This is a genomic window from Aliivibrio sp. SR45-2, assembly GCF_963890165.1.
In the GTDB taxonomy this organism is placed as follows: Bacteria; Pseudomonadota; Gammaproteobacteria; order Enterobacterales; family Vibrionaceae; genus Aliivibrio; species Aliivibrio salmonicida.
The window spans coordinates 1-19,016 of sequence record NZ_CAWPRC010000133.1; the positions used below are offsets into that span (position 1 = coordinate 1).

At 37.9% G+C, this 19,016-nt stretch carries 12 protein-coding genes; 9 read left to right on the plus strand and 3 right to left on the minus strand.

The window, feature by feature from the left end; translation table 11 throughout:
• On the plus strand, positions 1–679 hold a 679-nt coding region (locus AACV33_RS06650), incomplete at its 5' end, for a precorrin-2 dehydrogenase/sirohydrochlorin ferrochelatase family protein (protein WP_182699985.1).
• A gap of 27 nt (positions 680–706) precedes the next feature.
• Positions 707–1,393, plus strand: a complete 687-nt coding sequence (locus tag AACV33_RS06655) for a GntR family transcriptional regulator (RefSeq protein WP_017023627.1) — start codon at positions 707–709, stop codon at positions 1,391–1,393.
• A gap of 131 nt (positions 1,394–1,524) precedes the next feature.
• Here AACV33_RS06655 and AACV33_RS06660 read toward each other — a convergent pair whose 3' ends face one another.
• Both AACV33_RS06660 and AACV33_RS06665 read right to left on the minus strand, forming a co-directional pair.
• Entirely contained in the window at positions 1,525–2,214 is a 690-nt protein-coding gene (locus AACV33_RS06660; protein WP_012550597.1) for a DUF2786 domain-containing protein, read from the minus strand.
• A gap of 231 nt (positions 2,215–2,445) precedes the next feature.
• Positions 2,446–3,141, minus strand: coding sequence for a DUF3334 family protein (locus AACV33_RS06665; RefSeq protein ID WP_182699986.1), 696 nt, complete (start codon positions 3,139–3,141; stop codon positions 2,446–2,448).
• A gap of 279 nt (positions 3,142–3,420) precedes the next feature.
• On the opposite strand from AACV33_RS06665, the gene ydiJ reads away from it, so the two are divergent.
• The 4 genes from ydiJ to AACV33_RS06685 all read left to right on the plus strand — a co-directional run bounded on the left by ydiJ (position 3,421) and on the right by AACV33_RS06685 (position 11,293).
• Positions 3,421–6,453 carry a D-2-hydroxyglutarate dehydrogenase YdiJ gene (gene ydiJ, locus AACV33_RS06670; RefSeq protein ID WP_182699997.1) on the plus strand — a complete coding sequence of 1,011 codons (3,033 nt, stop codon included), beginning with the start codon at positions 3,421–3,423 and terminating at the stop codon, positions 6,451–6,453.
• A gap of 167 nt (positions 6,454–6,620) precedes the next feature.
• Entirely contained in the window at positions 6,621–8,213 is a 1,593-nt protein-coding gene (locus tag AACV33_RS06675) for a hypothetical protein (protein WP_023603474.1), read from the plus strand.
• A gap of 131 nt (positions 8,214–8,344) precedes the next feature.
• Positions 8,345–8,761 (plus strand): CBS domain-containing protein, encoded by a 417-nt coding sequence (locus AACV33_RS06680; protein WP_023603473.1) that lies wholly within the window; start codon positions 8,345–8,347, stop codon positions 8,759–8,761.
• 210 nt (positions 8,762–8,971) lie between these two features.
• Complete coding sequence (locus AACV33_RS06685) at positions 8,972–11,293, plus strand: zinc/cadmium/mercury/lead-transporting ATPase (RefSeq protein WP_182699987.1); 2,322 nt, start codon at positions 8,972–8,974, stop codon at positions 11,291–11,293.
• A 61-nt stretch (positions 11,294–11,354) separates the two neighbouring features.
• On the opposite strand, the gene AACV33_RS06690 is transcribed toward AACV33_RS06685, so the two are convergent.
• A complete protein-coding gene (locus AACV33_RS06690; protein ID WP_182699988.1) occupies positions 11,355–13,877 on the minus strand; it encodes an HD-GYP domain-containing protein in 2,523 nt (840 codons plus the stop codon).
• 135 nt (positions 13,878–14,012) lie between these two features.
• On the opposite strand from AACV33_RS06690, the gene AACV33_RS06695 reads away from it, so the two are divergent.
• The 3 genes from AACV33_RS06695 to AACV33_RS06705 are packed head-to-tail and all read left to right on the plus strand — an operon-like array spanning position 14,013 to position 18,987.
• Entirely contained in the window at positions 14,013–15,635 is a 1,623-nt protein-coding gene (locus AACV33_RS06695; protein WP_017023632.1) for an ABC transporter transmembrane domain-containing protein, read from the plus strand.
• Positions 15,635–17,698 (plus strand): ABC transporter transmembrane domain-containing protein, encoded by a 2,064-nt coding sequence (locus AACV33_RS06700; RefSeq protein WP_017023633.1) that lies wholly within the window; start codon positions 15,635–15,637, stop codon positions 17,696–17,698. The genes AACV33_RS06695 and AACV33_RS06700 overlap by 1 nt, the downstream gene beginning before the upstream one ends.
• The gene (locus tag AACV33_RS06705; protein WP_017023634.1) at positions 17,695–18,987 is read left to right on the plus strand and encodes an HlyD family type I secretion periplasmic adaptor subunit; all 1,293 of its coding nucleotides are present in this window, start codon (positions 17,695–17,697) and stop codon (positions 18,985–18,987) included. The genes AACV33_RS06700 and AACV33_RS06705 overlap by 4 nt, the downstream gene beginning before the upstream one ends.
• The last annotated feature ends 29 nt before the right edge of the window (positions 18,988–19,016 follow it).

Sequence of the window (19,016 nt, forward strand, 5' to 3'; positions counted from 1 at the left end):
CCAAGTTTATAAAGATGCCCACAACGCGGGGATCCTCGTTAATGTGGTTGATGATACTGCTCATTGTGATTTCATTACCCCGTCAATGGTGAACAGAGGAAGAGTTCAAGTTGCCATTTCTAGTGGTGGTGCTTCACCTGTTTTGATACGAATAATTAGAGAACAATTAGAGACTCAATTATCAACAAAAATCGCAATGTTAGCGGATTTTGGTGCAGACAAACGCAGTGTTGTTAAAGATGCATTTTCAACAGTGGATGAACGACGTAAATTTTGGGAAGCTTTTTTGCGATCCCCTGAAATAGAAAAATTAACGACTAGAAATGAATTAGAAGATTTATTCAGACTCCATTTATCATCATCGGTAGAAGTACAGGCAGAGCGTAATTGGATTGAGTACAACAAAGAGACCGAGATGTTGTCATTAAAGTCCCTGCGTTTAATGCAACAAGCCGAATGGGTATTGTGCTTCTCTGATTGCCCTGATGAGTTTATAGAGCTTTGTCGTCGTGATGCAGAGCGAATTTACATTGATACTGAAGCGGCTTTATTAGAGCGCTTACAAAAAGCAGAGAAAGAAAAGATAAGAGTAACTGTACTAGTGAAGAAAGGACGCTTACTCAGTAACAATGAGTTACAAGGCTATATGAGTAATGATGTCTACGTACCGACGTTATAATATTGATCGTTAAACCTAGGATAATGAATGCAATACCTTGCTATAAAAGACGCGATTGAAGAGCAAATAGAAAGTGGAATGCTAGAAGTTGGGCATAAATTACCATCAGAAAGAACACTAGCAGAAGCGTTTTCAACGACTCGAATTACGCTTCGTGAAGCACTTTATCACTTAGAGTTATCGGGTAAAATATACCGAGAAGAACGTCGCGGATGGTTTGTTTCTTCGAAAGGGATCGTGTTAAATCCGATGGTCGATTTAGATCTGGCTGTATTATGTTCGAATCAAAAACGACGTTATATAAAAACCACCCTCAATGCACATAAAATATTAGCACCTAAAGCCATTGCAAATGCGTTGCAATTGACGCCTTTTTCTTATGTACTTGCGTTGTCATCTGTTATCTCTATTGATAGCAGAAAAGTGGCTATTCAGTATCAATACATTCCAGTAGAGCGTTTTCCTAAGTGGCAACAACCTGAAAATGAACCCTCTATAGTGACTTATTTGAAAGATCACTATTTGTGTCAGGCTGATTTGATAACAATGAAAATAGGCGTTCAACCTGCGGAACTGATTGAGTCAACGGCATTGAATATTAGCAGTGGAAGCATGCTTTTTTCTGTGAAACAAACGGTTCATGATTCTCAAGGTAAGGCCTTTTTGTACCAAGTGACTAATTGGTGTCATGATGCGGTAAATATAGAAGGTTAATATGCTAATGCCAGTAATTATCTTTTCAGAATTAATGACATTGATGCAAAACAGAAGCCGATTCTGAATGTAAAAATACCACGAATAAATCGTGGTATTTTTATTTATAGAGGAAGTGGATTACAGCGGTATTAGCGTAATAATTTCTTGGCTTGAGTTCCGCCAACAGGACGGCTTACCGAAATTGTTCTGCCTTTCTTTAATCCTTTTTCATAATCAGCAGTAATGTTTGCCATTGCTTCTCTTAACTGCTGTTTGAATGTTTCTCTATCAATATTTTGAAATTCTTTATCAATGTAATCATTAATTTTGTTTGCAGAATCATCATCAGGGGCAATCACGGGTAATTTTTCAAGCGCGCCTTCAATCCAACCCGCTAAAAATGAATTCACACGTCGAGTGACTTCAAGTTGCCCAGTCCCTGAGCCGGCAAAACTATTTTTGAATTGGCCTGTTTGTTCGTTCATTTCTCGATAAACAATATCAAAGGCAAATGCCGCAAAAATAGCGCGATCAGCAGAACCAATAAATTCTACTTTTTTTAGTCCTTTATGGTTCAGCAGAACCGCTTCAACCCCAAATCGTGTATTGATACCACGAATGATTTTTAGAATATTACTGCCTACATTGGCAGGAAGAAGATGGGTACTTTGCGTTTTCCCCATTTTGATAAACTCAATGTCATCTTTCTCAAGACCATACTTAAGCATAAGGCGATGCGCCATTCTAATGGCTTGAGCGGCTTCATTCACATTTGCTGAATTACCAAGTTCAAGACATTTAGCGATCTTTTTTAGAGCCTTTTGCTTTGCTGATGACATTATCTATCCTTTCTTTTTTTGGGGCGTATATTCTACCTTTCTCTTTCAAAATTTGGAAGATAGAAGAGGCGCTTACTTTGTGTTCTTAATGAAATAAATGGGGATAAAAGAAAGGTTGGTGTGGTTTATTAAGGAAATGATAAAAGAAGAAGAGAGATAAGGGTGTTTTTATAAAATCAAAGTAAATAAAAACACCGTCAAAATGACTCGTGGCTGAAAAAGGAGAGGGCGTTAAATGCCTAGTTCATCAAATAATGAGTCGTTAATATCCTGAGTATTCTCTATTTTTTGTTCCGTTTTCTGATTGTTTCCAACTTTATGTTGTTCGAACAAATCATCAGCATCGAATTCGTCTTCTTGTTCGAATTCTTCAAGTTGAATAAACTCTGTTTTATCCATCGCTAGTTCAAGATAGAAAATATTATTATTTTGAGTCGTAAATGTAACACGACGTGCTTGAGGGCGATCAAGGTTCGTATCTACAGACAGAATGACTTGCTTATTTAAGGCCAACATTTTTGGTTGGTTTTGCGAAATCGTGGTTTGAAGCTGTTTGCGGATTTGACCCGTAAAATCACCTACGATTTGATTCATTAACTCACCCAATACGTCACCAACTTCGTCTGATGTATGCAAGATAGCAAGTTCTTCAGCAGGCATGCCCATTGTTTGCATGTATCGAGTATACAACTCAAGAGCGGCATCTTTTGTGAAGTTAGTGATAACCAATCCAGAGAAACCACCATCAAATAAAACAAAGCAACCAAAGTCTGGTTTTAAGCTTGTTTTCGATATTTTTTGAACCATGGCTGAGTAATTAACTGAACTTTGAGTTGCCTTCGTTAATACGCCTGACATCGAGCGGCACAACGTTAATAAAATATCATCAGTTGTAATTGTTTTATTTTTTCTTATCGCAGGTTTCATAACGTTCTCTATCAAAATGAGTTAAGAGGAGCTGATGCCATATCGCGTGATCATTGAATCGACGACTTTCTAATATGGGCCATATACTAAAGCAAGAACAGTGCCACAGCTAAAAGGAATAAGAGGGCATTAGGTTTGTGTGTGAGTATTAATTCAAGACATAAAATATTTGGTTGATATAGCATAGGTTTGATGTTTTATCCACGCGAGATGTTGTAAAGTGTGTTTAGAACAACAATATGGTGCTGAGGGATCAGCAAGTGAAGGAGCATGGAAGCAATGTTACCAGCGTTAAAATTTCAATCGACTATCGATTCTGTTGTATTAACTTATCTAGAAGCCTTAAAACATACTGATTTTAAAGGCGATATAGAAACCACTTACGCCAGTCGCTTAGCGGTATCTACCGATAACAGCGTCTACCAGCAACTACCACAAGCGGTGTTATTGCCCCGTTTCACTGAGGATGTTCAGTGTCTTGCTGCACTGGCAGATAAACCTGAATTTAGAGGGATTACCTTTTCTCCTAGAGGAGGCGGTACGGGAACTAATGGACAATCATTAACAAAAGGTATTGTGGTTGATCTCTCTCGTCATATGAATAAAGTGATCGAGATTAATCCGCTAGAAGGCTGGGCCAAAGTTCAAGCTGGGCTTATTAAAGACCAACTTAATGATGCACTTCGTCCGTATGGTTTTTTCTTTTCTCCTGATTTATCAACCAGTAACCGAGCAACACTTGGGGGCATGATTAATACCGATGCTTCCGGTCAGGGATCACTCAAATACGGTAAAACATCCGATCATGTATTAAGTGTCACTGCTATTTTAGCTAATGGTACTGTGTTAGATACGGCTTTAACCAAAGAGAATCAACCGAAAGCGGCATTAACGGCTCTTGAAGTGACGGAATCAGTATGCCGAACTAAACGTCAACAAATTACGGATAAATTCCCTCCGTTAAACCGTTTCTTGACGGGGTATGACCTAAAAAATGCGTTGAATATTGAAACGGACAATTTTGATATTACTCGAGTGCTGTGTGGCGCAGAAGGGTCTTTGGCTTTTCTCACTGAAGCCATTGTAAATATTACGCCTATTCCAAAGGCAAGAACCTTAATCAACGTGAAATATGACAGTTTTGATGCGGCATTAAGAAATGCGGCATTCATGGTTGATGCAAACGCATTATCTGTTGAAACAATTGATTCTCGAGTTTTAAATTTTGCGAAACAAGACATTGTTTGGCATAGCGTGAGTGATCTCATCACTGATGTACCAAACAAAGATATGCTTGGCCTAAATATGGTTGAGTTTGCAGGCGCAGATCAACAAGAAGTCGATCAGCAAGTGTCTGCGTTAATCGAAAAACTTGATGTGTTGATGGAAAGTGGTAAATCAGGGTTAATCGGCTATCAAGTGACACAAGATGTGGCAAGTATTGGCCGTATTTACACCATGCGTAAAAAAGCCGTTGGGTTACTCGGTGCTACAAAAGGCGCGGCTAAGCCCGTTGCTTTTGCTGAAGATACTTGCGTACCTCCTGAAAATTTAGCCGATTTCATTCAAGAATTTAGAACCCTACTTGATGGGCACAAACTTAACTACGGTATGTTTGGTCATGTTGATGCTGGCGTACTTCATGTTCGTCCTGCATTGGATATGTGCGATCCGGAACAAGAAGCTTTAATGCATACGATTTCTGATCAAGTGGTGGCTTTGGTTTCTAAATACGGCGGCTTAATGTGGGGAGAACATGGTAAAGGTTTCCGTTCAGAATATGGTCCTGAATTTTTTGGTGATGAGCTTTTTACTGAGTTGAGAAGAGTAAAAGCCGCGTTTGACCCTTACAATAAAATGAACCCAGGCAAAATTTGTACACCATTAGACAGTACTGATGAGCTTGTCAAAGTGAGTGACACTAAACGTGGGTTTTATGATCGCCAAATTCCTGTTGAAGTCAGAGATAGCTTTAATCAAGCGATGGAATGTAATGGCAATGGTTTATGTTTTAATTACGAAACCAGTTCGCCAATGTGCCCATCAATGAAAGTGACTTCTGATCGCCGTCATTCACCAAAAGGGCGAGCCGGCCTTGTACGTGAATGGCTACGTCAATTGGCTGAGCAAGGTGTTGATCCCGTCAAGTTAGAGCACGATTTATTAACAAAGCGTCCATCGATAAAACAAATCATCGACCGTATTCGTAATCGTATAAATAAAGAGAAAGAATACGATTACTCTCATGAAGTACATGAGGCGATGATGGGGTGTTTAGCATGTAAAGCATGTGCAAGCCAATGCCCAATAAAAGTTGACGTACCAAGCTTTCGTTCACGCTTTTTAAATATGTATCACAGTCGTTACCAGCGCCCAGTAAAAGATTACTTGGTGGCAAATATTGAAACGATGTTACCTATAATGGCAACGATGCCAACCGTAATTAATGGTGTTTTAAAGCAAAGTCTTACACAAAGCATGACGAAGCGTGCGATTGGGTATGTTGATATGCCATTGTTATCTGTTCCTACCTTAAAAGAAAAATGTCGAGAACGAGATATTGAGACATTTAACCTAGAAACCTTGAAAGGGTTGTCTGATAAAGAGAAGCAGAGTTATGTGTTGATTGTTCAAGACCCTTTCACTAGCTACTATGATGCGAGTGTTATCAGTGATTTTATTGAGTTAATACAGCGTTTAGGTTTAAAACCAATACTGCTGCCATTTAAACCAAATGGAAAAGCTCAACACGTAAAAGGTTTCTTAAAACAATTTACCTCAACAGCAAAGAATACGAGTGAGTTTCTAAATCAAATTGCGACACTGGATATTCCAATGGTTGGCGTGGATCCTGCATTGGTTCTTTGTTATAGAGATGAATACGCAGAAATGCTTAAAGACCAACGTGGTGATTTTGAAGTTCTCACGGTTCATGAATGGTTAATGCCGCGATTAGTTGAGTTTAACAAATCGAACATTATTGATGTTAGGCCATGGAAATTGTTTGCTCACTGTACAGAGAAAACAAAAATGCCAAATGCGGAGAAAGAGTGGGGAGAAATATTTAACCACTTTGGATTAACACTGCATACCGTACCTGTTGGTTGTTGTGGAATGGCTGGGACGTATGGTCATGAAGCCGATAAAGTTGAAACGTCTAAAGCCGTCTATGATCTAAGCTGGAAAGCTAACCTTAAAGTGTTAGATAAAGATCGATGTTTAGTTACTGGATATTCATGTCGTAGTCAGGTTAAACGATTTGAAGGAGAGCAATTAAAGCACCCCTTACAAGCGCTACTGACAAATATTTAATATTGGAATGACTCTGCGTTACTTTATGGTAAAGTAGCGCGGATTTTACACATAGTTGTAGAACTATTTTTTATAAACGAATGATAAAGCGGTGGTATTACTACCATTTTGTTATTTACGGGTTGTTATATTGTAATCAATGTTTCTAATTAGAGTTAATAATATAGATGAGCACCGCTGAATTAATTAAACGTATTCCGCACATGAATGTTCTTGTTTTCACTGAAAAACGAGAACGTAGTACCCAGATCCGCCAATTTTTTCAAAAGGCGGGCTTTAAGAGTGCAGATAACTTTAATGTAAGTATGAAGGCGTCTGATTTGCCCGTGTATGAATATTACTTCATTGAATATCGTTATTCTGAACATGAAGTAATATCGGACATCGTTAAGAGTGCACGAGCTAAAGCTAAATTTGGTAAGCGACCAATCTTTATTATTGATATTGAAAATGAAGAGTCTCAAGTCGATGAAATCAATGCGAGAGAACTCTTCCCTGATTTTGTTGTAAATAGCCCAATTAATTTTGGTTATATTGATGAGTTAATTCGTAAATCATTCAATTTAACCTTATTGATTGAGAAATTGATTGCTGAAGTCAATAACTCCCAAGCGGCTTTTATTAAGCGAGCTCAAACTTATACTGGCACGTATAAGAACCGTATGCTTTTAAACATGACATTAGAAGAGTTAAATAAAGCGAAAGATTCTGTCACATTTAAAAAAGTATACCAACGCCATGATAAAAGCGAGATCATGCCTCAGAACTTAATGGCTTATTGTGAAATGGTTGAGAAACCAAAAGCGATTCCTGTTCTTGAATTATTATTACGCTCAAAGCGTTATCAGTTCCAAGCGAATTTTATGCTTTCTGCTATTTATGCAGAAGCAAAGCATACGAGTAAGGTTCAGATTGCACTTACAAAAGCGTATGAAAATAATCCTAAAAATGACGATGTATTTTATGCGTTTCTTGATTTTATCATCGAGAACAATGAATCATTATTATTGCATAATATGGTCATGAAACGTTTTTATCATATAGGGATTACTCCTTCGACATTAAACCGAATGGTAATAGATCTTGCTAATGCTGTTTATAAAACGAACGTCGTTTTTAATAAAAACGATTATAAATGCTTCTTTGGTCAATTAATTATGACATTAAAGAAACGTATTTCTATGGATAAACGCGATGAACTGCAAGGGTTCATTAATGTACTTGTTGCTCGTCAATTGTATAAGCAAGGTAAGCGTTATAAAGCAAAAGCGATTGCGGTATTAAATTATCATCGTTTTCTTTCTAATCGAAAAGTTGCTTCTGATGAATTTCGTGTTGCTACTTTTGGTGTGCTAGCAATGGCGGGGGAAATAAAGCTGTGTGTCACACTGTATAAAATGTTTGATCAAGCTGGACTTAAAAAAACGGCCCCTCAGTTATTACAGCAATCGATGGCCCATTTTCAAAAGTTGAATAAAGTATACCAATGGCTAAGAGCTCAAAAGTCTGCGGATGAAAACAATCTACAATTGGTAAAAATCGGTCAAACGTACCCTTATTCTTCGGATCTTAATTACATGTTATTAACGCTAACATTAAGAGGGAAAAATTTGATGAAAGATCCTAAAAACATTAAACAATGTTTGGCGATTATTCATCGAATGGAAAAGACCAATAACACCGCAGGTTACGAGAATGTAATGTCATCAGTTGAGCAAAATAAAAAAATTCTTATTGATGTATTGTTAGGTAGCTCATAATTTTATCTGTTTTTTTTCTTAATAGGTTTCATCCATCACAGAGATAGGAAAGAGTGATTTAGCTTTTTTCTAAAAATAGTCCACACTTAAGTTATCAAAATAAAAGATAGCGATTGCTAGGGGTATACATGATGGAAAATAAAAAAGTAAAACAATACATGAGCGCACGCCCACTTTCTTTGACAGCGGATATGTCATTATCAGCAGCGTTAGACCAATTTATTACTTCACAACATATTGGCGGCCCCGTTGTTAATGAACAAAGAGAAGTGATTGGATTTATTTCAGAACAAGATTTGATTAAGTCACTTTTGGGTGTGAGTTACCATTGCCAAGATACGCACGTTGTTGGTGATGTAATGAGACAAGATGTCTTAACGGTAACGCCTGAAGATAATATTATCGAGCTTGCACAAAGTATGACGGCGGATAAACCTAAAATTTACCCTGTTGTCGATGGTGGTAAATTGGTTGGTATTATTACTCGACGTAATGTACTGCAAGCGATCAGTGAATCGATTGGTCATTGTTTTAAACATCCAGTTTAATCATTTAGTAGCATTCACCATCTCCCGATTACAAATTTGTCAGTTATTGTACGGTTAGACATTGGTAATTAATGAAAGGCACCTCGGTGCCTTTTTTTGATCTTATTCTTTTTGTATTAATTAATGTTATCGCTTGACCTTAGAGTTAACTCTAAGGTTTATAGTGACTGTAATAGTTAATAATACCTAACAGTAAGAAAGGATATTCTCATGTGTACATCTCATAAAACACTCGATCTCAACACCAAGCAACACAATCACGATCACAAACATAACCCTTCAAGCTCATGTTGTGCCGCACCACAAATCACAAGCATTAAAGCGGAATCGGCAGTGTCTGATTGCTGTAGTTCAGTTGATAAGTCAAGTGACGGTGATTCTTGTTGTAGTTCGGATCCTGGAGAATCGGACCCCTCAGTTGCCATTCCTGCAACAAGTACTTTTTCTCGCAGTTGGCTGATTGCTGACATGGATTGCCCAAGTTGTGCTGCTAAATTAAAAAAAGCGATTCTTGCCATTCCAGAAGTGACGGACGCTAACGTTATCTTTGCAACAGAGAAACTGACGGTAAGAACCAATAACGAAGCGGCGTTTGAGCGAGTAATTAGTGTCGCGAAAACCACGGGTTTTCCATTATCTGACATGGGGTCAAAAAACGCATCAGAAAGTGATGCACAACCATTTTGGCGTAAAAATATTTTATTGATCATCCTTGTTGCCTTTTTAGTCATTGCGACAGGTATTAATTTAGTTAACAAAGAACTCGGGACCATTGCATTCACGGTTGCTGGTTTATTTGGCCTTATTCCAATTGGTAAAAAAGCGATTCGTTTAGCTATCAATGGCTCTCCATTTTCGATAGAAACGTTAATGACAGTTGCCGCTATTGGTGCTGTGTATTTAGGTGAAACGGTTGAAGCCGCTATGGTTATCTTATTGTTTATGTTAGGTGAACAATTAGAAGGCTATGCGTCAGCGAAAGCTCGTAGTGGCGTAAAAGCGTTAATGGACTTAGTGCCAGATACAGCGCTACGCATCAATAAAGATGGCACTAAAGAAGAGGTTTCGGCTTCCGATCTGAAAGTCGGAGACAGAGTTCAAGTTTCTCCAGGCGATCGTTTAGCTGCCGATGCAATATTAGCGTCAGAGTTTGCTTCTTTTGATGAAAGTGCCTTAACGGGAGAGTCTGTTCCTGTTGATAAAAAGACGGGTGATGTATTAATGGCAGGGTCGATTGTTAATGACCGTGTAATTGAAATCGAGATAACGTCAGCTCAAGGTGAAAACGCGATTGATCGTATCTTACATTTGATTGAAGAAGCGGAATCCCGTAAAGCACCGTTAGAGCGTTTTCTTGATAAATTCAGCCGTTGGTACACACCAGCAATGATGCTGTTATCACTACTCGTTATTATTATTCCACCATTGATGTTTGGTCAATCATGGGATACGTGGATTTACCGTGGTTTAGCAATGCTACTTATCGCTTGTCCGTGTGCGTTAGTGATATCAACACCCGCAGCTATAACTTCTGGTTTGGCAACGGCAGCGAAAAGAGGGGCGTTAATTAAAGGTGGCGCAGCATTAGAAGAGCTAGGCCATATTAAAAATATCGCGTTTGATAAGACAGGTACCTTAACGCAAGGTAAGCCAGTTCTCACTGATATTCGAGTACTTGTTGAGACGGAAACTGAAGACAGTATCTTATTGCAATCAGCCGCGGTAGAGATGGGGTCGTCACATCCATTAGCAAAAGCGGTGGTAATAAAAGCACAAGAACAAGGCCTGATGGTTATTGAAGCGGATGATCGTGAAACGGTTGTAGGTAAAGGGATAAAAGGGGTCGTTGATGAAAAACGAATCGCACTTTATGCGCCTCAACAATTTGATGGAGAAGTTACTTCTGAAGCCGAGAGCCAAATCGCGTTTTTAGAAGAGCAAGGAAAAACGGTTGTTTTAGTGCTAGTAAATGATCAAATATCTGGTTTATTAGCGTGGAGAGATGAATTACGTCCTGATGCGAAAATTGCAGTTCAGAAGTTAGTTGCACTCGGCATTACACCCATCATGTTAACGGGTGATAACGAACGTGCTGCCAAAGCGATTGCTGCAGAGCTGAATATTGACTATAAAGCGGGTTTATTACCGTCAGACAAAGTGAAATACGTTGAGCTGTTAACAGCAAAAGCAAAAACGGCAATGGTCGGTGATGGTATTAATGATGCGCCAGCAATGAAAACTGCCTCTATTGGTATCGCGATGGGCGGGGGAACGGATGTTGCTCTAGAAACGGCTGATGCAGCGTTAACTCATAATCGATTAGAAGAACTTGCACCAATGGTTGCGCTGTCAAAAGCAACACTAAGTAATATTCGCCAGAACATTACGCTAGCGCTGGGATTAAAATCCATATTCTTAGTGACAAGCTTGTTTGGTATTACCGGCCTATGGGTTGCTGTTCTTGCTGATAGTGGAGCAACGGCATTAGTTACATTAAATGCATTGCGTCTCTTACGATTTAAAGAAAAATAAACGTAGGATACCGTAAAAATAAAACCGCCATTTTATTTGTTTAAAATGGCGTTTTTTTTGTTCATGAATTTGCAAGAGTAAGGTAAGTCGAAACATCAACGTCATCAATTTGTTCTGGTTTTAAAAATTTGTGAGCGTACTCAAGGTAAACGTCATCTTCTAAAAATAGTTGGAATATCTCTTTATCTATATGTTGATTTTTTGCCATGAAAGCCAATATTTTTAATGATTCAGACAATGTTTTAGGTGTTTTATAAGGACGGTCATTGGCGGTAAGTGCTTCAAAAATATCAGCAATAGCCATCATCCTTGCGGTTACGGGGAGCTCTGATGCCGGAACTGAATAAGGGTAACCTTTGCCTGACATTTGTTCATGGTGCCCACCTGCAATTATCGGGATGTTTTTTAAGTGCTCAGGATAAGGAAGGGCTTCAAGCATGGTGATGGTTTGAATAATATGATCATTTATTAAGAAGCGCTCTTCGTTCGTAAGGGTACCGCGCTGTGCTGATAGATTATAAACTTCTCCGAAATTAAATTTAAACTCAAATGGTTGGAGTGCAAATCGCGTATCGGTAGCTTTGTTTATATCCCACGGTATTTGTTGGCTGCGGTTATCTTGTAAAATGAGTTCGACAGAGGGGGTTACTTTTTCATCATCAGAAAGACGTTGAGTTTCTTCCCATGATAGTCCAAGTTGTTTGTCTAAGGTTCTCACAAAATTTCTTTGTGCTATTTGTTGTAGTCTATGTTGATTTTCTTCACTGAAGAATTCATTACCAAGATTGGACTCCGCAATAAAAGAAAACTCATTGTCTAATTGAGCGATCGTATCATGGTAGTTTCGCTCTAATTCGGGCGTATTCTCTTTATGTTCAATAATTGTTTTTAAATAAAGGATTTCGGCGTCTCGTTTTAGTACTTCAAATCGAGTGCGAATTTCATGAATACGGTTAGTAAACATGTCCAGTTTTGTTGCTTTATCTATTACGTGATCTGCAGTGGTTAGTTTCCCACAATCGTGCAGCCAAGAAGCAAGGTACAACTCTTCCCACTCAGGTTCACTAAGCGAAAACTCTTTCCACTGTGTTTCATTTTTTTGAGCCGATCTTGCTAACATTAGGGTTAATTCCGGCACTCTCTGACAATGGCCTGCAGTATGAGGCGATTTTGCATCAATGGCAGAAGCAATCGATTTAGTAAAAGAAAGTAAGAGGTTTTTTTGTTGCTCTAGAAGTTTATTTTTATCAATTGAAATTGCGATTATTTGAACTAAACGTTCAATAAATAATAGCCGGTATTTAGGGACAGTATGATTAAGAGGGACTTCAATGAGTAGGCAGCCAATAAGCTTTTTCTTATCATTATGTAAATTGAAGTAATGGACAGAAGCATCGTAGTAATAAGATTTATCTTGATTCTTGATAGGGATCTTTTTCCCACCCTCGATACTGCTTAATGTACTCTCGTTATTGGTGACATAAAGATAACTGTGTCCTGTCGTAATTTGATGTATTTTTTTGTCAACAACCGCGCCTAACTGAAATAGATTACCGCTTTTTGCAATGATGAAAACCATTTTTAAAATATCATCGATGGTTTTATCCATTGTTTCAAGTGTGCTGCTGAGGTTGTGAATTTCTTTAACAATCGAATTTTGTTTTTGTTGTTGATTAAATTGGAAGTGATTTATTTTCTGTGCGTTTTTTAGGAGCGTAACTAGCCGTTTTGATATGTAAGATGTGGATAGGAATATAATCAATATCGCGAGAAAAATGTAGGCGATGATATTCAAAAATAAATCATTAGAGACGGTATTAAAATTCTGATTAATTACACTTTCAGGGATGAGAGAAACAAAATAAAGAGATCTATGATTTAATTTGTGAACAAAAGCGGTGTAGGTTGAACCATCAAGAGATACGGTCTCATGCTCATTATGTAAAACGCCTTGCAGCTGTGAATAAGATAAAGGAGTGGGCACATGATCAGAGTAAATGATTTCTTTTAATTGATAGTCGTAAAGATAAAACCCAACGTTACGTTTGTTAACCAGTTGATGGTCTTTCGTTTCAAAGAAAATGGCCGTTGATATTTGTAAGATAATTTTGAGGTTCGCATTTTTAGAACGACTTAAATATAGATATTCATCATTGACGGTGTACGTTTTATTTGTGTTCCACATTTTCTCCAATGATGAACTGGTTGCAAATATTGCTTCGATGTTACCGTCGATGTTTTTTAAATTAATACCATTGTTTTTAATATCATAGATATACACATTAGTTAATGCGGGAAAGTGAGAGAAAGCGGAAGATGTAAAGTTAATTAACGATGGTGGGATATTATGAATATCCAGTGATGTTATACCAGAGATCTCTTCTGCTAATGCATCTATTTGGTATATGGTGAAGTTTACGTTATTACTGATAATTTGCTGGTGAAGTTCGGCAACGTCAGATATATGTTCGCTTGATAGTTTTGTGACGGCACTTTTTATATTTGTATATAAATTGATTGAAAATAGGATAAAAATAGTCGCAAAAATAATGAATAAGTACGTTTTTAATGAAATCCGTTTCATTGCACCCTCGTAAAAATATGTGATATCTAACCTTTAACCTAGTGCATAAAAACAATAAAACCAATTATTTACTTGATAATTAATGATTCTTGTCCAAGACTTGATTTATGCATAATTACTATTAGGTGACTATAAATGGATTTGTTGTCTTCTTACCGCTCTAATCAAAAAAGAACAATGCTGCGGGTTTTACCTTCATCGTTACTTATTAATATCTTATCGTTATCAATTCCTCTCGTTGTTCTGCAAATTTACGATCGAATTTTACCAAATCAAAGCTATGGCACTGCGGTACTGCTTCTTAGTGGTGCGAGTATTGCTATTTTAATAGATGCTTTTCTTCGCTTCGTACGTTCTTGGATATTAGCCGCTGCCTCAATAAATACAGAAACAAAGATGTATTCTTATATTTTACATCAACTTACTGAACTGCCTGCTAAGCAATTATTGAGTTTAAAGCCTGGCCATCTTCAGGAAGGGTTGAAGGGGATCTCTTCAATTAAAGAGTTCTATTCCGGCGGTTTACTGAGTGGGTTAATTGATGTGCCCTTTGTGCTTATTTTCCTTTCATTAGTTGCTTATGTGGGAGGGGAACTTGTTCTTATTCCTATTGTTGTTTGGGTTGTTGCGGCAGTGTTTGTTTGTTTGTTTTCGAATAAATCATATCAGCATGCTAAGACTGCAGCAGGAAATGAAATCAGTCGAATGAATTTCTTAGTTATTGTTTTTACGATGCTTGAAGGGGTAAAAAAACAAGCAGCAGAATCACGAACATTTCAATACTTTAAGGAATTAAACCAAAATCGATGGCTATCTATCGCAGAATCAGAGCGTAATACGGCTATCGCACAAGAATGCATCCAAATTGCCGCGTTGGGAACCTCTGTTGTTATGGTTATTATTGGCAGTTTGTCGGTATTATCTGGTGAATTAACTACCGGAGGATTAGCCGCGTGTTCTATCTTATCTGGTCGAGCGGTTGCCCCAATGAGTGCATTAGTGGGATTACGTTTAAAATACAGCTCATTTCAAGTTGCCAATAATTCAGTAAAAGATTTATTTCAGAATATAGCTTCAAAAGAAGCAGTAACATCGGAAAAACTGCCTGTATTTGAATCTTTAACAGCCAAGGATTATTGCATTGAGCGTTTTGGTTTTCGTCACCAATTAAGGCTTTCGGTAAATAAAGGCGATATTGTTACCTTCCATGGAAGGGATACCGATCTACTCAGTCAACTGGTGATTAATCTATCTGGGTTAGAGGCCAAAACAGAAGGAAAACTACTTTGGAATAATCAAGTATCCACTAGTGATTATTATGATTATAGAAATCAAACAGCGTTTGTGACAAGCCGCCCTATACTTATTTCTGGTTCGCTTTTAGATAACTTAACGGGATTTAATGTTAATCAGGTAAAAGAGGTATTGCCATTAATTAAGGCGCTTGGTTTAGATAAAGTTATTTCAGAATTGCCTAACGGTTTAGAAACAAAAGTGGGTTTTCAGTTAGGTGAGCAATTAAGTCAAGGTGGTGTGAAATTGGTTTCTCTAGTCTGTCAACTAGCAAAGCCGGTGCCGTTGTTATTTTTAGATAAACCTGAAATTGCGTTAGATATTGAATCAGTAACTCGGTTAGCAAAAGTACTTTCAATTTTATCAAGTAATGGCAAAACCATTATTTTAAATACTGATCATCCGCTTTTAGTTGAGTTAGCAAAAACGCAAGCAGAGCTTATACCATTGCAAGGAGAAGGTTAATGGATAAGAGTTATCAATCGCAGGTCATTAATTTATTGATGGCGATGGATGTTAATACCAATGTTCATGCTTTTAGTCAGGAATGGATAGCATCAAACCGACTTGAAAGTATGGATGATGTTTTTACATTATTGGATCGATTAGGTATTGCATATACAGTGCACCCTTATACTAAAAAGCTTGCTTCAAAATCGCATTTAGCAGCATTGTATATTACGGATGATGACATTAAAGTTTGTCGATTTTTATTAAATGATTTTCAAACTTACCAACAAGATGAATTTGAAAGTGATTCATTACCCCGTTACGCTATCTCATCTCTTGTCGTTCTTATTCATGAACAACCTAGAGAGAGAAACTCGACAGATTGGGTTGGCGAACGGATAGATAAATTTAAGTCATTATTACCGATGCTGCTGTGTATTAGCTTCTTTGCTAATGTGTTTGCGTTGGCCATCCCTTTTATTACTATGTCTATTTATGATCATGTCATTGGTGGAGATGCAGGTCATGAACTTGGCGGTATTGCAATTGGAGCAGCGTTGTTATTTACGATGATGCTGTTATTAAAAGTCATACGAAGCCAATTGTTAACGACCATTTCAAATCGTATTAGTCGAGAGATCTCTGAAAAGGTGCTATACCGAATATTTAGTTCTTCATTGTTGGTGAATCGTTCATTGTCATCGTCAGCATTAATGTCACGGCTAACGACAGCTGAGAGTTTTAAGGGATTACTTCAAGGTCCTCTTGGGGGAGCATTGTTTGACCTTCCTTTTGTTCTCCTCTTTATTATTGCGATTGGTTTTTTAGGAGGATGGCTAGTTCTTGTGCCTCTTCTTTCACTTCTTTGCTATTACGGGTTAGCTCATCACAGTCAAAAAAAGCTGATGAGAACATCTCATCAAACAACGATATCTGGAACGAATCGTTATTCTTTATTATTTGAATTAAATAGTAAATTGGCTTTTTTACGTAGTGCAAATATGAATGAGTTTTGGATAAAACGATTCGAAAAAGCTAATGTATTAGCAGCCAAAAATAGTTTTTTTCATAGTAGTCATCAAGCCAAGTATACCTCGATTTATTATGCTTTAGGTTTACTTAGTACATTGGCGGTAATCGCTCTTGGTATTGGTCTTATCTTTAATCAAGCGATGACGGCAGGGGGATTGATCGCAACCATGATGCTGATCTCTCGTGTGACAGGACCAGCACAAATGCTTGCGAATAGTGGCTCTCGTTTTACGCAAACAAAGCAAGCTAGGTTACAAATCAATCAGTCGATTAATCAAAAAATAGAAGGTGACTTCTCATTTCAGCATCACTCTTTATCGTCGGAGAAGCCGACCATTGAATTAGAACAAATTACGCTACGTTTCCCTCAACAAATGAAGCCTGCGCTCTCTGGGATTTCACTGAAAATAGAACCAGGACAGGTGGTCGTCATTACTGGGCCAATGGCTAGTGGAAAAACGGCGTTGTTAGAATTGCTTGCGGGGTTAAACCAACCACAAAGTGGGGTAATCAAAGTGAATGGACATAACTTATCGCAATACGATCCTCAAATATACCGTCAATGGTTGGGATACTACTCGGCAAAGCCTGAGCTTTTATTATTAACCATTCGAGAGTTTGTTAGTGATAATCGAAACCTTACTGATGATCTTATGATTGATGCGATTGAGCAGGTTGGGGGAAAAGCATGGTTTGATACGTTATCTTGTGGTTTAGATACTCAACTGAATGAATCGATAGTGGCGAGTATTTCTCATGCTTTATCAGGGTATGAAGCTAAAGTGTTGTCGCAAGCAAAATTGTATCTTCATGAGTATCCGTTTTATTTATTGGATAATCCGGTCATGGATACCGCTTCGCGTGACTTGTTCCAACTATGGATATCTCAACGTAAAGGAAGATCGACAATTGTGTTTTCATCACATGATCCTGAATTAATTAAATTAGCAGACCAAGTGATCATTCTTGATGGCGGGTCACTCGTATACGCAGGACCGTTACCAGATAATTCAAATACAGAGATAGCAATGGAGGCCTCTCTATGAACAAGCAAAATGTGGATGTTGTTGAATCAAGAGTGACGGCTCGTTTATTGTCATTGAGTACTTATTTTATTGCTGTTTGTTTAGTTCTATTTATAGCATGGTCGGTATTCACTAAAGTTGACGAGATTGCCAAAGCTAAAGGTGCTGTTATTCCTGAAGGGGAGCGCCAAATCATTCAAAGTGAAACCGGTGGGCGGCTTAAATCAATTTTGGTTTCTGAAGGTGAGTTGGTTGAAAAAGGTCAAACATTAGTTGAGTTTGATTCTAAATTTCAGAATACCGCATTAGATGAGTTGAATGCACAAAGAGCAGCGTTAGAATTAACGATTGAGCGTTTAAATTCATTGGTAGAAATACGTGACCCTGATTTCTCACAATACGCTGATTTTTATCCTCGACAGGTATCTCAGCAGTTAAAACAACTTGCCGCAGAGAAGGAATTGTTTTTTCAAAAACGCAGCGCTGTGATTAAAGAGCAAGCCCAAGTCGCCGCAGAATTGGAAGGATTACAAACTGAGTTGCCTGTTTATCAACGTCAATTGAATGCGACTAAACAAGAATTAGACATATTAATTAAGGGTCAAAAAGCAGGGAATATTTCTAAATTAAGAGTTTTAGAAATGAAGCAAAAATTAGCTTCGATAGAAAAAGAGATCCAACAAGCAAAGAGTCAAGAGAATGTGTTGAAGCGTAAAGCGGAAACCGTGGGCGCTCAGTTAAAACAGATAGGGGCAGAGGCCAGAGTTCAGGCTAATATTGAGCGTTCTAAAGCAGAAGCGGATTTAAGTGGATTAAGAGCACGTATTCGTTCTGGTAAAGAAAAAGTATTAGATACTGTAGTTAAATCGCCAGTAAAAGGATTGGTTCAAAGTATTCCATCAACTCAAAATGGCGGAGTTATTGTCCCTGGAGGTACGATTGCAGAAATAGTGCCAGTAGAGGGTAAAGCAAGTTTTAAAGCTCGTTTATCACCTCGTGATATTGGTTTTGTTTCTATTGGTCAACCCGCACGAATTAAAGTGGATGCGTTTGATTACAGTCGCTTTGGTGCATTAAAGGGAGAGGTTGAAAAAATATCACCAACGACCAGTAAAAATGAAAGAGGGGATATTTATTACGAAGTTACGGTATCTATTGAAAAATCGTATTTTCGTGATGATCCTGACGCTTTTTCTTTATTACCAGGAATGACAGGAGAGGTGGATATTACAACGGGAGAAAAAAGTGTCTTCCAGTATTTATGGAAACCGATTTACACCAATGTCAGTCGGGCCTTTGGCGAGCGTTAATTATGATTCTGAATAGATAGTTGTAATAC

Excerpts from the sequence above, each read along its gene's own strand:
- AACV33_RS06685 (WP_182699987.1), top strand. The coding sequence starts at position 8,972 with ATGTGTACATCTCATAAAACACTCGATCTCAACACCAAGCAACACAAT.
- AACV33_RS06690 (WP_182699988.1), bottom strand. The coding sequence starts at position 13,877 with ATGAAACGGATTTCATTAAAAACGTACTTATTCATTATTTTTGCGACT.
- AACV33_RS06700 (WP_017023633.1), top strand. The coding sequence starts at position 15,635 with ATGGATAAGAGTTATCAATCGCAGGTCATTAATTTATTGATGGCGATG.
- AACV33_RS06655 (WP_017023627.1), top strand. The coding sequence starts at position 707 with ATGCAATACCTTGCTATAAAAGACGCGATTGAAGAGCAAATAGAAAGT.
- AACV33_RS06695 (WP_017023632.1), top strand. The coding sequence starts at position 14,013 with ATGGATTTGTTGTCTTCTTACCGCTCTAATCAAAAAAGAACAATGCTG.
- AACV33_RS06680 (WP_023603473.1), top strand. The coding sequence starts at position 8,345 with ATGGAAAATAAAAAAGTAAAACAATACATGAGCGCACGCCCACTTTCT.
- AACV33_RS06665 (WP_182699986.1), bottom strand. The coding sequence starts at position 3,141 with ATGAAACCTGCGATAAGAAAAAATAAAACAATTACAACTGATGATATT.
- ydiJ (WP_182699997.1), top strand. The coding sequence starts at position 3,421 with ATGTTACCAGCGTTAAAATTTCAATCGACTATCGATTCTGTTGTATTA.
- AACV33_RS06675 (WP_023603474.1), top strand. The coding sequence starts at position 6,621 with ATGAGCACCGCTGAATTAATTAAACGTATTCCGCACATGAATGTTCTT.
- AACV33_RS06705 (WP_017023634.1), top strand. The coding sequence starts at position 17,695 with ATGAACAAGCAAAATGTGGATGTTGTTGAATCAAGAGTGACGGCTCGT.
- AACV33_RS06660 (WP_012550597.1), bottom strand. The coding sequence starts at position 2,214 with ATGTCATCAGCAAAGCAAAAGGCTCTAAAAAAGATCGCTAAATGTCTT.